The sequence below is a fragment of the Streptomyces sp. NPDC053367 genome, from assembly GCF_044545925.1.
GTDB lineage: Bacteria > Actinomycetota > Actinomycetes > Streptomycetales > Streptomycetaceae > Streptomyces.
The window spans coordinates 362,942-377,594 of record NZ_JBITYN010000008.1 but is presented as its reverse complement, the minus strand read 5'-3'; the positions used below and the strand labels follow the sequence as shown (position 1 = coordinate 377,594).

14 protein-coding genes are annotated in these 14,653 nt (G+C 73.4%); 7 read left to right on the top strand and 7 right to left on the bottom strand.

Features of this window, described 5'->3' with window-relative positions; genetic code table 11:
- Positions 1-9 precede the first annotated feature (9 nt).
- Positions 10-1,545, bottom strand: coding sequence for a DUF4331 domain-containing protein (locus tag ACIGXJ_RS24110; protein ID WP_399648900.1), 1,536 nt, complete (start codon positions 1,543-1,545; stop codon positions 10-12).
- A gap of 205 nt (positions 1,546-1,750) precedes the next feature.
- Between ACIGXJ_RS24110 and ACIGXJ_RS24105 the strand changes: the two genes are divergently transcribed.
- The 3 genes from ACIGXJ_RS24105 to ACIGXJ_RS24095 all read left to right on the top strand — a co-directional run bounded on the left by ACIGXJ_RS24105 (position 1,751) and on the right by ACIGXJ_RS24095 (position 3,500).
- A complete protein-coding gene (locus ACIGXJ_RS24105; RefSeq protein ID WP_399648897.1) occupies positions 1,751-2,293 on the top strand; it encodes a sigma-70 family RNA polymerase sigma factor in 543 nt (180 codons plus the stop codon).
- Entirely contained in the window at positions 2,290-3,105 is an 816-nt protein-coding gene (locus ACIGXJ_RS24100) for an anti-sigma factor domain-containing protein (protein ID WP_399648895.1), read from the top strand. Before ACIGXJ_RS24105 ends, ACIGXJ_RS24100 begins: the two co-directional genes overlap by 4 nt.
- Before the next feature lie 128 nt (positions 3,106-3,233).
- A complete protein-coding gene (locus ACIGXJ_RS24095; protein ID WP_399648893.1) occupies positions 3,234-3,500 on the top strand; it encodes a hypothetical protein in 267 nt (88 codons plus the stop codon).
- A gap of 36 nt (positions 3,501-3,536) precedes the next feature.
- Here ACIGXJ_RS24095 and ACIGXJ_RS24090 read toward each other — a convergent pair whose 3' ends face one another.
- From ACIGXJ_RS24090 to ACIGXJ_RS24080, 3 genes are read right to left on the bottom strand one after another with little or no spacing between them, the layout of a single operon-like run.
- Positions 3,537-4,733 (bottom strand): CaiB/BaiF CoA transferase family protein, encoded by a 1,197-nt coding sequence (locus ACIGXJ_RS24090; protein WP_399648891.1) that lies wholly within the window; start codon positions 4,731-4,733, stop codon positions 3,537-3,539.
- 43 nt (positions 4,734-4,776) lie between these two features.
- Complete coding sequence (locus ACIGXJ_RS24085; RefSeq protein ID WP_399648887.1) at positions 4,777-5,550, bottom strand: ABC transporter permease; 774 nt, start codon at positions 5,548-5,550, stop codon at positions 4,777-4,779.
- Positions 5,547-6,503, bottom strand: coding sequence for an ATP-binding cassette domain-containing protein (locus ACIGXJ_RS24080; protein ID WP_399648884.1), 957 nt, complete (start codon positions 6,501-6,503; stop codon positions 5,547-5,549). The genes ACIGXJ_RS24085 and ACIGXJ_RS24080 overlap by 4 nt, the downstream gene beginning before the upstream one ends.
- Before the next feature lie 63 nt (positions 6,504-6,566).
- On the opposite strand from ACIGXJ_RS24080, the gene ACIGXJ_RS24075 reads away from it, so the two are divergent.
- Positions 6,567-7,280: a TetR/AcrR family transcriptional regulator gene (locus ACIGXJ_RS24075; protein WP_399648882.1), complete on the top strand. Its 714-nt coding sequence runs from the start codon at positions 6,567-6,569 to the stop codon at positions 7,278-7,280.
- A gap of 153 nt (positions 7,281-7,433) precedes the next feature.
- Here ACIGXJ_RS24075 and ACIGXJ_RS24070 read toward each other — a convergent pair whose 3' ends face one another.
- From ACIGXJ_RS24070 to hmgA, 3 genes are all read right to left on the bottom strand, one after another.
- On the bottom strand, positions 7,434-8,579 hold the full coding sequence (locus ACIGXJ_RS24070) for a type ISP restriction/modification enzyme (protein WP_399648879.1): 1,146 nt from the start codon (positions 8,577-8,579) through the stop codon (positions 7,434-7,436).
- A 33-nt stretch (positions 8,580-8,612) separates the two neighbouring features.
- Positions 8,613-9,362 carry a GntR family transcriptional regulator gene (locus ACIGXJ_RS24065; RefSeq protein ID WP_399648876.1) on the bottom strand — a complete coding sequence of 250 codons (750 nt, stop codon included), beginning with the start codon at positions 9,360-9,362 and terminating at the stop codon, positions 8,613-8,615.
- Between the two features lie 91 nt (positions 9,363-9,453).
- The gene (gene hmgA / locus ACIGXJ_RS24060; RefSeq protein WP_399648874.1) at positions 9,454-10,773 is read right to left on the bottom strand and encodes a homogentisate 1,2-dioxygenase; all 1,320 of its coding nucleotides are present in this window, start codon (positions 10,771-10,773) and stop codon (positions 9,454-9,456) included.
- 193 nt (positions 10,774-10,966) lie between these two features.
- On the opposite strand from hmgA, the gene ACIGXJ_RS24055 reads away from it, so the two are divergent.
- From ACIGXJ_RS24055 to ACIGXJ_RS24045, 3 genes are all read left to right on the top strand, one after another.
- Positions 10,967-11,608: a hypothetical protein gene (locus ACIGXJ_RS24055; protein ID WP_399648871.1), complete on the top strand. Its 642-nt coding sequence runs from the start codon at positions 10,967-10,969 to the stop codon at positions 11,606-11,608.
- Positions 11,605-12,225 carry a TetR family transcriptional regulator gene (locus ACIGXJ_RS24050; protein WP_399648868.1) on the top strand — a complete coding sequence of 207 codons (621 nt, stop codon included), beginning with the start codon at positions 11,605-11,607 and terminating at the stop codon, positions 12,223-12,225. The genes ACIGXJ_RS24055 and ACIGXJ_RS24050 overlap by 4 nt, the downstream gene beginning before the upstream one ends.
- 97 nt (positions 12,226-12,322) lie before the next feature.
- A complete protein-coding gene (locus ACIGXJ_RS24045; RefSeq protein WP_399648866.1) occupies positions 12,323-14,560 on the top strand; it encodes a molybdopterin oxidoreductase family protein in 2,238 nt (745 codons plus the stop codon).
- Positions 14,561-14,653: the final 93 nt, after the last annotated feature.

Sequence of the window (14,653 nt, the reverse complement as noted above, 5' to 3'; positions counted from 1 at the left end):
GCCCGATGCTCAGTAGGCCCGCCCCCTCATCCGCCGCCACCACACGAGCCCCCCGCCGATCAGCAGGATCCCGAGCGCCCCGGCCCCGGCTGACGCGGCGATCAGCGAGGTGTCGCCGGACGAGCCCCCCGAGCCCACCGGCTGCAGCGCGTCCCCGAGCTGGCTGCGCACGTCGGCGGAGCCGGACGTCCCCTTGGCGAGCGGCCCGCGCGACCCCTCCGTCGGCAGGGCGACATACGGGAACGCCTTCTCGAACGCCTTGTCGTTCTTGTCGACCGCGTCCCCCAAGTCGTTCTTCGCACCGAGCAGTTCGCCCTCGACGACCTGGAGCGAGGCGTCGATCACGTCGTCGGTGAGCCGGCGCCCGTTGGGGAAGCCGGCCTTGTCGCCGTCGAGCACGCCCAGCCGCTTGGGACTGTGGGCGGGCGGGATGGACGTGTTGAGGCGCAGCACCTCGGCGGGACGCACGTGCGGGGGCTGGTTGAGGCCGTCGACCCCCTTGAGGAACACGTCGACGAGGTCGTTGCGCGGCTCGGCGGGTGCCTTGATCTTGTAGATCGCCTCGATGAGCTTGGGCAGCTCCGGGTTGGTGACGTTCTTCAGGAACCGGGCGTCGTCCCAGGGCGCGCTCGCGTTGAACACGTCCTTGTCGCCGACCGGGTTGACGACCTCGTTGACGAGCGGGTTGCCCAGCCGGGACACCTGCATGAAGTGGCCCTGGGCGTTCTTGCGCTGGGTCGTGGACCAGATGCCGACGACGGGCTGGTGGGCGGACTGCCGGATCATGTGGTTCGGCACCTGGAGGGCGATGGAGTTGACGTTGTAGCCCTTGAGGGTGTCGTTGCCGACCTCGGAGAGGTTCCCGCCGTACAGCAGGTCGAAGACGCGCAGGTCCAGGAAGAACGGGTCGTCGGCCTGCCCGGCGAACGACGTGGCCCCGCCCGCCAGCCGGTGCACGGCCTCGGCGCGCAGCTTGGCGTAGTCGGGCATGGACGCCTTGCCGACGTTCGACGGCGCCACCGGCACGTCGTCGGCGATCTTCGTGCGGGACAGCGCGTGCTGGTCCTTCAGCCGCAGCAGCTCGATGTCGTAGGTCTGGGTGATGTTGAGGTCCGGGTCGTGGAGGCTGTCCACGGGGCCGGTGTTGTAGAGGAAGGTCCGCTTGTTCTTCACGTGCGTCGAGAAGGTGAAGCGGTAGAGCAGGTCGCCCTGGGCGTCGCCGTCGTTGTCGATGTGGATGTCGTACTGGGCGTCGTCGGCGAACGGGAAGAAGTTGGGTCCGCCGGCGGGTTCCTCGAAAGGGATCCAGTTGGCGATGACGGTGGTCGTGTCCGGCTTGTCCGGGCTGACGAACGCGTACACGTCCGTGTTGTCGTACTGCGGCTGCCCCGAGATCAGCGGGGCCTCCCGGTGGCTGGAGGCGGAGGCCGCCTCCGGTTCCAGCGCGGTCACACCGGCGGCTGCGAGCCCCCCGGCGGCCAGCGCACCACATATGAGGGTCGTGAGGCCCTTGCGTCCCGACCCGTTCCTGGAGATAGCTGTCATGCCGTCCGTCCTCCGTGCCTTCTTGCCTGACGCCGGGGGATTCGGAGCGCGGCGCGGACCGGATTGGTGGATCCGCAGAACTTCTTTCGCTGCCGCCGGACCCGCGTTTTCGCCGCCGTGATCCGTATCCACTCCGGAGGTGTGTGCGGTGCGAGTGCCTGGTGTGGCGGGTCGGGGCGGGTGCCGTCGGCGAGAGGGGGACCGGATGCAGGCGGACGAGCTGCTGCTGCGCGTCGCGCGAGGCGACCAGCTGGCGTTCGAGGAGTTGTACGCGGTGGTGGCCGGGCCGGTGTTCGGACTGGTCCGGCGGGTGGTGCGGGACCCGGCCCAGTCGGAGGAGGTGGCGCAGGAGGTGCTGCTCGAACTGTGGCGCTCCGCGGGCCGGTTCGACCCCGGCCGGGGCAGCGCGCTGGCCTGGGTGCTCACCCTCGCCCACCGCCGGGCCGTGGACCGGGTGCGCAGCGCCCGCGCGGCCGGCGAACGCGAGCAGCGCGAGGCCCTGCGCTCCGGCGGGCCCGCCTTCGACCAGGTCGCCGAGGAGGTGGAGGCGGGCCTGGAGCGCGAGTGGGTGCGCCGCTGCCTGGACCGGCTGACCGCGCTGCAACGCCAGTCCGTCACCCTCGCCTACTACGACGGGTACACCTACCGCGAGGTCGCCGAGCGGCTGAGACTCCCGCTCGGCACGGTGAAGACCCGTATGCGCGACGGCCTCACCCGCCTCCGCCACTGCCTGGGAGGCGCCGCATGAGCCTGTTCCGCCGACTGCTGCGCGGCGAGGACCCGCACTCGCTCGCCGCCCCCTACGCGCTCGACGCCCTCGACCCCGGGGAGCGGCGGCGGTTCGAGAGGCATCTGGCGGGCTGCGACCGCTGCACGGCCGAGGTGCGGGACCTCGCCGAGGACGCGGTGCGGCTCGCCTGGTCCACGGCGGCGCCGCCGCCCGCCGCGCTGCGCGACCGGGTCCTGGCCGCCGTACGGACGACCGCGCAGGAGCCCGCCGGGCCGGCGCCGGAGCGGGCGCGGCGGCTGCCCGCCCATGTCTGGGGCACCGAGCCTCCGCCGCGCCGCTCCCGTGCGACCCGGCCGCGCCCCCTGCTGGTGCCGTTCGCCACCGTGACGGCCGCCGCCGCGCTCGTCGTGGCCGCGCTGTTCGGCGTCCAGGCGGACCGCAGCGCGGACCGGCTCGCCGCCGAGCGCGACCGGGCACGTGAGATCGCCCACGTTCTGGCCGCCCCGGACGTGCGGACGGCCGTCACACGGGACGCCGGCGGACGCAGTGTCGGAGTGATCGCTTCCGTAGCGGAGGGGCGCGCGGTGGTGACCCTGAGCGGATACCGCGAGCCGCCGGGCGACCGCGTGCACCAGCTCTGGCTCATGCGCCCCGACGAGCGGCCCCGCTCCCTGGGCCTGTTCGAGCGCGACACGCCCTTGGTCGCGGCCGGCCTGGAACGCTCCTCGACCTCACTCGCTGTAACCGTCGAACCCGACGGAGGCTCACCACAGCCCACTGGTCAGCCGATTGTCCAACTCGCCCTGGAATCGCTCGGATTCGGAGAGTGACGGCCTAGGTATCGTCAACCCCCTTACGGGGAAGGTGAATCACAGGACCGTGATACACGAGTGCCCCGTCGGGGCGATAGGGTTACCCTGCCCGTGGGCCGGGTGGACTCGTACGGGTGGGGAGTGACATGGAACAGATAACTGTGCGCAGGGCGAGGGTCCCTGCGATCACCTGCGGGAGCAGCGCGACCAGCTCGCGCCTCGACCGCCATCTCTCGGTGCTCGGCGGCCCCGCCGTGCCGCAGCAGAAGACGGCCGAGGCGACCCTGCTGATGCGTGAGCTGACCGCCCGTGAGCCCGACCGCCACCTCAGCAGCCGTGTCTCGCGAGTGAGCCGCGTCTCGCTGTTCGCGCCGCTGCGCAGGCTGCGCCGCACGCTGTTCGGCGGTCACTGAGCCGGCCCACCCCGGGGTCCTCCCCGGGGCTCCCGCTCAGGCCGCGACACCGTCCCGGCGCAGTGCCGCGATCTCGCCGTCCGTCATCCCCACGGCGCGCAGCACTGCCTCGGTGTGCTGCCCGAGCGCGGGTACGTCGCCCATGCGCGCCTCGCCCCCACCCGGCAGCGTGATCGGCGGCAGCAGCGCCCGCAGCGGGCCCACCGGCGAACCCACCTCACGCCACCGCCCCCGCGCCGCCAGCTGCGGATGCTCCGCCACCTCGGTCACGTCCCTGAGCCGCGCGCAGGCGATGCCCGCCGCCTCCAGGCGGGCCATGGCCTCGTCGCCGGACAGCGCCCCCAGCGCCTTCGCCACCTCGGCGTCCGTACGCTCCCGGTGCGCCACCCGCGCCGCGTTCGTCCCGAAGTCCGGGTCCGTGCCCAACTCCGGCCGCCCGATGACCTGTTCGGCAAGTCTCCGCCACTCCCGGTCGTTCTGCACCGACAGCAGCACCCGGCCGCCGTCGGCCGTGGCGTAGGCGTCGTAGGGGGCGATGACGGCGTGACCCAGGCCGGTGCGCGCCGGTGGAGTGCCCCCGTGCATCGAGTGGTGCAGCGGATGGCCCATCCACTCCGCGAGCGCGTCCAGCATCGACACCTCCACCGGCCCGCCCCGCCCGGTCGTGCCGCGTCGCACCAGCGCCGCGAGCACCCCCGAGAAGGCGTACATCGCCGCCGCGATGTCGGCCGCCGGAACGCCCGCCTTCACCGGCTGCTCCGGCGTCCCGGTCACCGACACCAGCCCCGCCTCGCACTGCACGAGCATGTCGTAGGCCCGCTTGTCCGCGTACGGCCCCGACGGCCCGTAGCCCGAGATGTCCACGGCGATCAGCCGCGGGTGCGCCGCGCACAGCGTGGCCGCGTCCAGGCCGAGCCGCGCCGCCGCGCCCCGGGCGAGGTTCTGCACGAACACGTCCGCGTCCGCCACCAGTCGCCGTACGGCGTCCAGGCCGCGCGGGTCCTTCAGGTCCAGCGCGACCGACTCCTTGCCCCGGTTGCACCACACGAAGTGCGAGGCGAGGCCCCGCGCCGCGGTGTCGTAGCCGCGGGCGAAGTCGCCGCCGTCGACCCGCTCCACCTTGATCACACGGGCACCGAGGTCGGCGAGCTGACGGGTGGCGAAGGGGGCCGCGACGGCCTGCTCGACGGCGACGACGGTGATGCCCTCCAGGGGCAGGGGGAGTCGGTCCATGAGGTGGATCATCACCCGCGGCCACCGGCCCTGTCAGCACCGCTCAGTGTGAGAACCGGCGCACGGCGAGGGGCGCGCACACCGCGATCAGCACCGCGCACCAGGCCAGGGACCCGGCGACCGGGTGCGCCACCGGCCAGGCGGCCCCGTCGGGCACGGGCGCGTTGCCGAACAGGTCGCGCAGGGCGGTGGTCACCGCGCTGATCGGGTTCCACTCGGCGACCGTGCGCAGCCGGCCCGGCATGCCGTCCGTCGGGATGTAGGCGCTGGACAGCAGCGGCAGCACGAAGGTCATGCTGGCCAGCTGCCCGCCGGTCTCCTCGTCGCGGGTCAGCATGCCCAGCAGGATGCCGACCCAGGTGCAGGCGAACCGGAAGAGCAGCAGCAGCGCGAGCGCCCCGGCCGCCTCCACGGCCGAGCCCTCGATCCGCCAGCCCACCGCGAGCCCGACCAGCAGCAGCGGCACCGTGCCGATCGCGGTGACCACCAGATCGGCCACCGCCTGCCCCAGCGGCACCGCCGCCCGGCTCACCGGCATCGTGCGGAAGCGGTCCATCACGCCCCGGTGGGTGTCCTGCGCCGCCTGGAGCATGCCGGTGGTGACGCCGCCCGCGGCCGTCGCCACCAGCAGGCCCGGCACCAGGAACGACCGGTACGCCTCCCCGGGCATCGTGACCGCGCTGCCGAAGACGTACCCGAAGAACAGCAGCATGGTGATCGGGGCGGTCTGGGTGAGCACCGCCAGGCCCGGGTTGTTGCGGATCCGCCGCAGCTGCCGGCCCAGCATGGCCGTGCCGTCGTAGGCCAACGCGCTCATGCCGCACGCTCCTCGGTCTCGACGGGGCCGCCGGTCAGCCGCAGGAAGACGTCGTCCAGGGTCGGCGGCCGGATGCTCGCGTCCAGCAACGGCACGCCTGCCGCGTCCAGTTCGCGCACCAGGCGCGGCAGGGTGAGCGTGGTGTCGCGGGTGACCGCACCGACGGCCCGCCGGTCGTGGTCCAGGGCCGGCTCGCCGCCGGTCAGCCGGTCGAGGACCGCGGCGGCCTCCGCCATCGCCTCCGGCCCCGCCACCACGGCCTCGGCGTACGCCCCGACGACGGACTTCAGCTCGTCGGGCGACCCGGTGTGCGCGACCCGCCCCCGCTCGATCAGCACGATGTCGTCGGCGAGCCGGTCGGCCTCCTCCAGGTACTGCGTGGTCAGCAGCACGGTCGTGCCCTCGGCCGCCAGCTCCCGCACCGCCTCCCAGATCCGGCTCCGGCTCGCCGGGTCCAGACCGGTCGTCGGCTCGTCGAGGAACAGCACCTCGGGACGGCGTACGAGACTCGCCGCGAGGTCGAGCCTGCGGCGCATGCCGCCCGAGTAGGTGCTCGCGGCCCGGCCCGCCGCGTCGGTCAGGCCGAACCGCTCCAGCAGCTCGTCGGCCACCGCGCCCGGGCCGCGCACCCGGTGCAGCCGGGCGAACAGGCGGAGGTTCTCGCGGCCGGTGAGGTCGCCGTCGACCGAGGCGTACTGCCCGGTGACGCCGATCCGCGCCCGGACCTCGGCGGCCTCCCGCACCAGGTCGTGCCCGGCGATCCGGGCCGAGCCCGCGTCGGGGCGCAGCAGCGTGGTCAGCAGCCGTACGGCCGTCGTCTTGCCCGCGCCGTTGGGGCCGAGGACCCCGCAGACCGTGCCCCGGGCGACCGCCAGATCGAGCCCGCGCAGGGCGTGGACCGCGCCGAAACGCTTCTCCAGACCTTCACTAAGTACAGCGTACGTAGAAGTCATGGCCCGACCATAGCGCACTACGTACGGTGTACGTAACTACGATGGTGGGCGAGGTGATGACCGATGGCGGGCCGAGCGGCCGAACCGCATGTGATCTGGACCCGGCCCGAGCGCACCGGGCGGGGGCCGAAGCCCGCGTACACCCGCGCCGACATCGCCGCCGCCGCGGTGCGTATCGCCGACGCCGAGGGGCTGGACGCGGTGTCCATGCGCCGGATCGCCGCCGAGCTGGGCTGCGGGACGATGTCGCTGTACAACTACGTGCCGCGCAAGGAAGACCTGTTCGAGCTGATGATGGATCTGGCGGCGGCCGAGCACGAGTTGTGGGAGCCGTCGGGCGACTGGCGCGCGGACATGCTCCGCATGGCGCGGCAGGCCCGTGCGCTGGTGCACCGGCATCCCTGGATGACCCGGCTCATCTCGGGCGTGTACGGCTTCTCGCCGAACTCCCTGCGGTATCTGGAGTGGTGCCTGACCTGCCTCGACCCGCTGGACGCGCCCTCCGGCACCAAGGTCGAGCTGATCGCCATGGTCAACGGGGTCGTGGCGACCTCGGTCGCCAACGAGCTGGCCGTCGCCGAGCGGGTGCGGACGCTGCCGTGGTCGGAGGAGCAGGAGAACGCGGTGCGCGCCGCCTATGTCGGGGGGAAGTTGGCGAGCGGGGCGTTCCCCCGGCTGGCCGCGGCGTTCGCGGAGGGTGGCGCGGGCGGCGAGGACCTGGAGGCCGTCTTCGAGCGGGTGGTGGGGCGGGTGCTGGACGCCTACGCGCCGCGCTGAGCCCTGCCGGCGGGCGGGTGCGGCGCCGTCGTTGTCGCTCGCGCAGTTCCCCGCGCCCCTGGGGTCGTCCGGATCAGGCCGGCCGAAAGGGCTGCGCTTCTCGGCCGGTCCCCCTGACGCCGACATGATCCGAGCGGCGGGCCCCCAGGTGTCTCACACCAAGGTGAACTGCCCCTCCGGGCCCTCCTCCTCGTGGTCCAGGACGGAGGCCGGTCGGCGGGTCCACGCCGGGACCGGCAGGACGCCTGCCTCGCGTAGGTCCTTCGTGGTGAGCACGGACTTGGCCTCAGGGCGCTGAACCTCCGCCAGCAGCGCCAGTACGGTGATCAGTTCGAGGAGTTCGGACGTCCAGGCTTGGGGCCAGGCGGAGGGGCGGACGGCGTCCAGGGTGCCCGGAGCCGGCTCGGCGGTGCGGGACGCGAACCAGGACTCCAGGACGCGCGCCCCCTCCGCCTCGAAGTCCCAGGCCGCGGGCGGTACGGGGGAGATGCGGCCCTCGTCGAGAGCCAGGGCCTCCTCCTCGCGGTCGTAGGCGAGGGAGACCGGGCGGGTGGGCAGGGGGGCGCGGACGTACGGGCGGCGGCCGCCCGGGAGTCTGGGGCGTTCGCCGTCCCGGCGCATCAGCCAGAGCAGGCGGTGGCCCGTGCGCACACCCCGTTCCCAGGCTTCGGGGTCGTCGGTCAGCGGGACGGTGAGGTCGGCGCGGGTCGCCGCCATGATCCAGGCCAGGACGTCCGCGGGAGCGACGGGCAGGTCCAGGCGGGCGGACAGGTGGTCGGTGAGGCCGGGGGCGAGGTTGGGTTCCTCGGCACCCGGGCGGCGGTACAGCGGGCGGACGCGGCCGCGGCGGACGAAGGGCAGCAGCGAAGTGGCCAGCAGGGGCAGGCCGGGGGTGTCGGGGCTCTCCATGACGAAGACCTGGCGTTCGTCCGCGACCCGCCACAGCTCCGGGCGGGCCGTGTCGATCAGCCGGTGGTCGGGGATCAGCCACTGCTCGTCGAAGGGGGCGTGCAGCACACGGACCGGCTCGGGGCAGGGCCCGGACGCGCGCGCCAGCCGCTCCGTCCCGCCGCGCCGGCCCGGCAGTTGCCCGACGGCCGTGTGCAGGGTGCGGGAGCGGGTCGGGGCGAACAGGGCCTCGCGGTCCGGGCCCTCGGCCCCGAGCAGGGTCGCCCAGCGCGACCTCAGCGTGCCCGGGTCCGGCGCCACCGGCCAGGTGCGGCCGGGCCGCGGCGGTGCGACGGACCACGGCATGAGGTCCGCGAGCGGCGGAGCGTCGTCGTGCGTCACGCCCGGCATGGTACGACGCCCCCGGTACGCCTCATGTGTGGCTCAGTGCGCTTCGAGCGTGACCGTGAAGGAGAAGCGGTCGCCCCGGTAGTGGATCACCGCCACGTCCAGCACCCGCCCCGAGGTGTCGTACGTGATGCCCGTGTAGTGCAGGATCGGGCTGAGCAGCGGGACGTTGAGCAGCCGGGCCGTCTCCGGGTCCGCGAGGCGGGCCTCCACCGTGTCGGTGATCCGGCTGATGTCCGCCTTGACGACGTCCCGCAGCACCTTGGTCATCGGCCAGCGCGCCAGATCCGCCGGATCGATGCGGTCGGCCAGCTCCGGACGGACGTAGTTGCGGGCGTGGTTGGTCGGCTCACCGGTCTTTTCGTCGCTGCGCAGCCGGTGGTACGTCGCCACCTCGGCCAGATCCGGGAAGTGCTCGGCGAGTTCGGCCGGCGGGGCGGACCGGCCCTGGTCCAGCAGCTCGGCGGCCATGCCGGACTGCTGGGCCACGATCGCGTCGACCGAGCCCAGCAGCCGTACCGGAGCGCCCCGCTTGACCCCCGGCTCGATGAACGTGCCCCGCCGGCGGTGCCGGCTGATCAGCCCCTCGTCCTCCAGCTCCTTCAGCGCCTGCCGCATGGTCAGCACGCTCACGCCGTAGTGCCCCGCCAGCTGCTCCTCGGTGGGCAGCCGCAGCGGGTCCTGCGGCGAGCGGCCGAGTATCGAGGCGCGCAGCGACTGCGACACCTGGTACCACAGCGGCAGCTTGCGGTTCAGGACGATGGAGTCCGGGGCGAAGGAGGTCACGGGGCCATCCGTACCCTTTCGGGAATCTTCCGTGCAACCGGTCGAGCGCGCGGATCGGGCCGAAGCCGCCCGGACCGGGCGGAAGTGCCGCTCAGGCCGGGCGGAAGTGCCGCTCCAGGCCCTGCCACACGTCGTCGTAGCGCTGCTGGAGGTGCTCGGCGCGGGCCGCGTGCGGGGTGAGGATGACCGGCCAGCGCGTCTCGAACATGAACGCCAGACCGTCGTCGATCTTCTGCGGCCTCAGCTCCGCCGCGCTGGCCCTGTCGAAGGTCTCCCGGTCCGGTCCGTGCGCCGACATCATGTTGTGCAGCGAGCCGCCGCCCGGCACGAAGCCCTCCGCCTTGGCGTCGTACGCGCCCTCGATCAGGCCCATGTACTCGCTCATCACATTGCGGTGGAAGTAGGGCGGCCGGAACGTGTCCTCGCCCACCAGCCAGCGCGGGGCGAACACCACGAAGTCGACGCCCGCCAGGCCCGGGGTGTCCGACGGCGAGGTCAGCACCGTGAAGATCGACGGGTCCGGGTGGTCGTAGGAGATCGTGCCGATGACGTTGAAGCGGCGCAGGTCGTAGACGTACGGCACGTAGTTGCCGTGCCAGGCGACGACATCCAGCGGCGAGTGGTCGTACGTCGCCCTCCAGAGGTTGCCGCAGAACTTGTTGACCACCTCCACCGGTCCCTCGACGTCCTCGTAGGCGGCGGCGGGTGCCTTGAAGTCCCGGGCGTTGGCCAGGCCGTTGGCGCCGATCGGGCCGAGGTCGGGCAGGCGGAAGGGGGCGCCGTAGTTCTCGCAGACGTAGCCGCGGGCCGACTCGTCGAGCAGTTCGACGCGGAAGCGGACGCCGCGCGGGATCAGGGCGACATGGCCAGGCTCGGCGTGCAGCAGGCCGAACTCCGTGCGCAGCAGCAGTCCGCCGCGCTCCGGGACGATCAGCAGCTCGCCGTCGGCGTCGCTGAACACCCGCTCCATCGACGCGTCGGCGTGGTAGAGGTGCACGGCCATGCCGGAGCGCTGGGTCACGTCGCCGTTGCCGCCGAGCGTCCACAGGCCGGCCAGGAAGTCGGTGCCCTCCTCGGGCTCGGGAAGCGGGTTCCAGCGCAGCCGGTTGGGGTCCGGGACGGTCTGGGTGAACGGGCCGGTGCGCAGGGTGCCGTTGCCCGTGCGGGTGAACGCCGGATGCGCGGCCGACGGGTGGATCCGGTACAGCCACGAGCGGCGGTTGTGCGCCCTGGGCTCGGTGAACGCCGTGCCGCTGAGCTGCTCCGCGTAGAGGCCGAGCGGAGCCCGCTGCGGCGAGTTGCGGCCCTCGGGCAGTGCGCCCGGCACGGCCTCGGAGCTGTGCTCGTTGCCGAAACCGGAGAGATAGGTCTCCGTCAGCCCTTCGGCGGTCTTCCGCGCGTCCGCGCCCATGCTCGCTGCTCCCTGCCGTCTCGATGTGCCGTCTCGGTGCCGTGCGTACTCATTCCTATGGTTCACCGTAGGATTCGCTCCGGGCGGGCGCAAGAGGGCCGCGCGATCTCGTCGGGTCCTCCTCTGTGGGGATGACGAGAACCAGACTCCAGGGGGATTCGAGGTGTCGGACCGGTGTTCTACGCTCGCGGCCATGTCGTGGACGCGGAGAAATTCGGCCGCGCTCGCGGTCTGTGTCCTGCTGCTGACCGGATCCGCGGGCTGCGGGACCGGTGACCCCGGAGGGGGCAAGAACGGCGACTCGCCCGCGCCGGTGGGGCAGGTGCTGGACGACCGGGACGAGCGGGGCCGGCCCTATCGGCAGGTGGACGAGGAGGACGCCCCCCGGGTCGGCATCGAGGTGCAGCCGGACACCGGCGGCAGCTGGGACGTCCGCCTGGCCCTGAGCAACTTCCGCTTCTCGCCGCCCGGCGCCCCGGAGCGGGCGGCCGCCGGCCGCGGCTACGCCCGCCTCTACCTGGACGGCCGGCCCCTCGCCGAGCTGCGCGACCCCGACCACCGGCTCGCCGCCCGCCTGGTGCCGCGCGGCACCCACCAGGTCACCGCCCGCCTCTACGCCGACGACGGCACGGTGTGGGCCGTGGACGGCGAGCCGGTGGAGTGCACGGCGGACATCACGGCCTCGGGGGAGGAGTCGGCGCCCGCGCGGACCCCGGCGCGCTCCGCCGCGGGCGCGGCCCAGGACTCCCCGGCGTCCGGCGCCCTGAGTTCACCCGCGCCATCCCTCCGTATCCAGGGACGTGTTCCACCCGACCCCGGCGGAAGGGCATCATGACGTCCGTGTCCCACGCGACCTCGCTCCGCCGTGCCCCCGTGCAGCGGCGCAGTGCCGAACGGCTGACCAGAATCCTGGACGCCTGCGCCGACCTCCTCGACGAGGTCGGCTACGACGCCCTGAGCACCCGCGCGGTGGCGCTGCGCGCGGGTGTCCCCATCGGCTCCGTCTACCGCTTCTTCGGCAACAAGCGGGCCATGGCCGACGCCCTCGCCCAGCGCAACCTGGAGCGGTTCACCGAGCGCGTCCGCGAGCGGCTGCAGGGCATCGCGGACGGCGGCGACTGGCGCGCGGCCGTGGACGCCGTGCTCGACGAGTACCTGGCCATGAAGCGCACCGCGCCCGGCTTCTCGCTCGTCGACTTCGGCAACCAGATCCCGGTCGGCTCCCGCGACGCCGAACCCAACCACCGGGTCGCCGACCGGCTCACCGAGCTGCTCGCCGCCTTCCTCGCCCGGGAGCCCGACGAGGACATGCGGCGCAGCTTCCTGGTCGCCGTGGAGACCGCCGACACCCTCGTCCACCTGGCCTTCCGGGTGGACGCCGAGGGCGACGAGCGGATCATCGCGGAGATGCGGCAGCTGCTGCGCGGCTACCTGGCGCGGCTGCTGGACTGAGCCGGCGCCTAGAGGGGCCTCCCCACCATGCCTACCGGTCGGTATGCTCGGCGTCCTGGCGTGCGCCAACGCTGCCGCGACCCTTCCGGGAGGACCCGTGTCCCGCACCGCCCTGCGAATCTGCCCCCTGTGCGAGGCCACCTGCGGGCTGACCCTCACGATCGACGGAACCCGGGTCACCGGGGCCCGCGGCGACCGCGAGGACGTCTTCAGCCATGGCTTCATCTGCCCCAAGGGCGCCTCCTTCGGCGCCGTGGACGGCGACCCCGACCGGCTGCGCGCCCCGCTCGTGCGCCGCGACGGCGAACTCGTCGAGGCCACCTGGGAGGAGGCATTCGACGCGGTGGCCGCCGGACTGCGCCCGGTCGTCGAACGCCACGGCCCGCACGCGGTCGGCGTCGTGCTCGGCAACCCCAACGTCCACACCATGGCCGGCGCCCTCTACCCGCCGGTCCTGCTGGCCGCCCTCGGCACCCGCAGCCTGTTCACCGCCTCCACGGTCGACCAGATGCCCAAGCACGTCTCCAGCGGACTGCTCTTCGGCGACGCCAACGCCATCCCGGTCCCCGACCTGGACCACACCGACCACCTGCTGCTGATCGGGGCCAACCCCCTGGAGTCCAACGGCAGTCTGTGCACCGCCCCCGACTTCCCCGGCAAGCTCAAGGCCCTCAAGGCCCGCGGGGGCACCCTCACCGTCGTCGACCCGCGCACCACCCGCACGGCCAGGCTGGCCGACCGGCACCTCGCGATCCGGCCCGGCACGGACGCCCTGCTGCTCGCGGCGATGGCGTACGTCCTCTTCGAGGAGGACCTCACCGACCTGGGCGCACTGGGTCAGCATGTGCGGGGACTCGGCGAACTCCGGGACGCCGTACAGGACTTCACCCCCGAGGCGGTCGCCGGGGCCTGTGACGTCGAGGCCCGGCTCATCCGCACCCTCGCCCGTGAGCTCGCCGCCGCCCCCACCGCCGCCGTCTACGCCCGCATCGGCAGCTGCACGGTCGCCCACGGCACCCTCGCCAGCTGGCTCGTCGACGTCCTCAACATCCTCACCGGCAACCTCGACCGCCCCGGCGGCGCCCTCTTCCCGCAGGCCGCCACCGACAAGGCACCCCGGCCCGCCGGACCGGGCCGCGGGTTCGCGCTCGGCCGGTGGCACTCCCGGGTGAGCGGACACCCCGAGGCGAAGGGCGAGCTGCCGCTGTCCGCGCTGGCCGAGGAGATCGACACCGCGACCGAGGAGGGCGAGCCGGTGCGCGCGCTGATCTGCGTCGCCGCGAACCCGGTGCTGTCCGCGCCCGACGGCGACCGCCTCGACAAGGCGCTGGACTCGCTGGACTTCATGGTCAGCGTCGACCCCTACCTCAACGAGACCTCCCGGCACGCCCATGTCGTCCTGCCGCCGCCCCCGCCGTCGCAGAGCCCGCACCACGACTTCGCCTTCAACACCCTCGCCGTGCGCAACCAGGTCCGCTACACCCGCCCCGCCGTCCCGCTGGAGGACGGCCGCATGGCCGAGACGGAGATCCTCGCCCGGCTGACGCTGGCCGCCACCGGCATGCACGGCGCCGACCCGTCCGCCGTGGACGCCATGGTCATCGACCAGACCCTCGCCAAGGCGGTCCGCGAGGCGCACTCGCCGGTCCACGGCCGCGACCCGCGGGAGCTCGCCGCGCGGCTCACCGGCGACACCGGCCCCGAACGCCGGCTCGACATGATGCTCCGCCTCGGCCCCTACGGCGACGGCTTCGGCGTACGGCCGGACGGTCTTACCCTGGCCAGGCTGCTCGACCACCCGCACGGCATCGACCTCGGCCCCCTCCGGCCGCGCCTGCCGCAGCCGCTGAAGACGGTCAGCGGCAAGGTCGAGCTGCTGCCCGGCCCGATCGCCGCCGACCTGCCCCGCCTGAAGCGGGCCATGGCCGAGCGCCCCGCCGGGCTGCTCCTGGTCGGCCGCCGCCATCTGCGCTCCAACAACAGCTGGATGCACAACGTGCCCGCCCTCACCGGCGGCTCCAACCGCTGCACCCTCCACCTGCACCCCGAGGACGCCGGACGCCTCGGCGTCCGCGACGGGACGGACGTACGCGTCAAGGGCGCCGGGGGAGAGGTGACCGTGCCCGTCGAGGTCACCGACGCCGTGCGCCGGGGCGTGGTCAGCCTGCCGCACGGCTGGGGCCACGACCGCCCCGGCACCCGCCTCGGCCATGCCGCGAAGGACCCCGGCGTCAACGTCAACCAGCTCCTCGACGGCACCCTGCTGGACCCGCTGTCCGGCAACGCCGTCCTCAACGGAGTGCCCGTGGAGGTGTCCGCCGCAGTGCCCGTGTGAGCAGCGCAAAGCTGTGACCAGCAGTTTTGCGCTTATTGCTCGCAGGTCAACGTCTTGCTGACGCTGTTCGGCGGGACCTAACGTCGCTCGCAC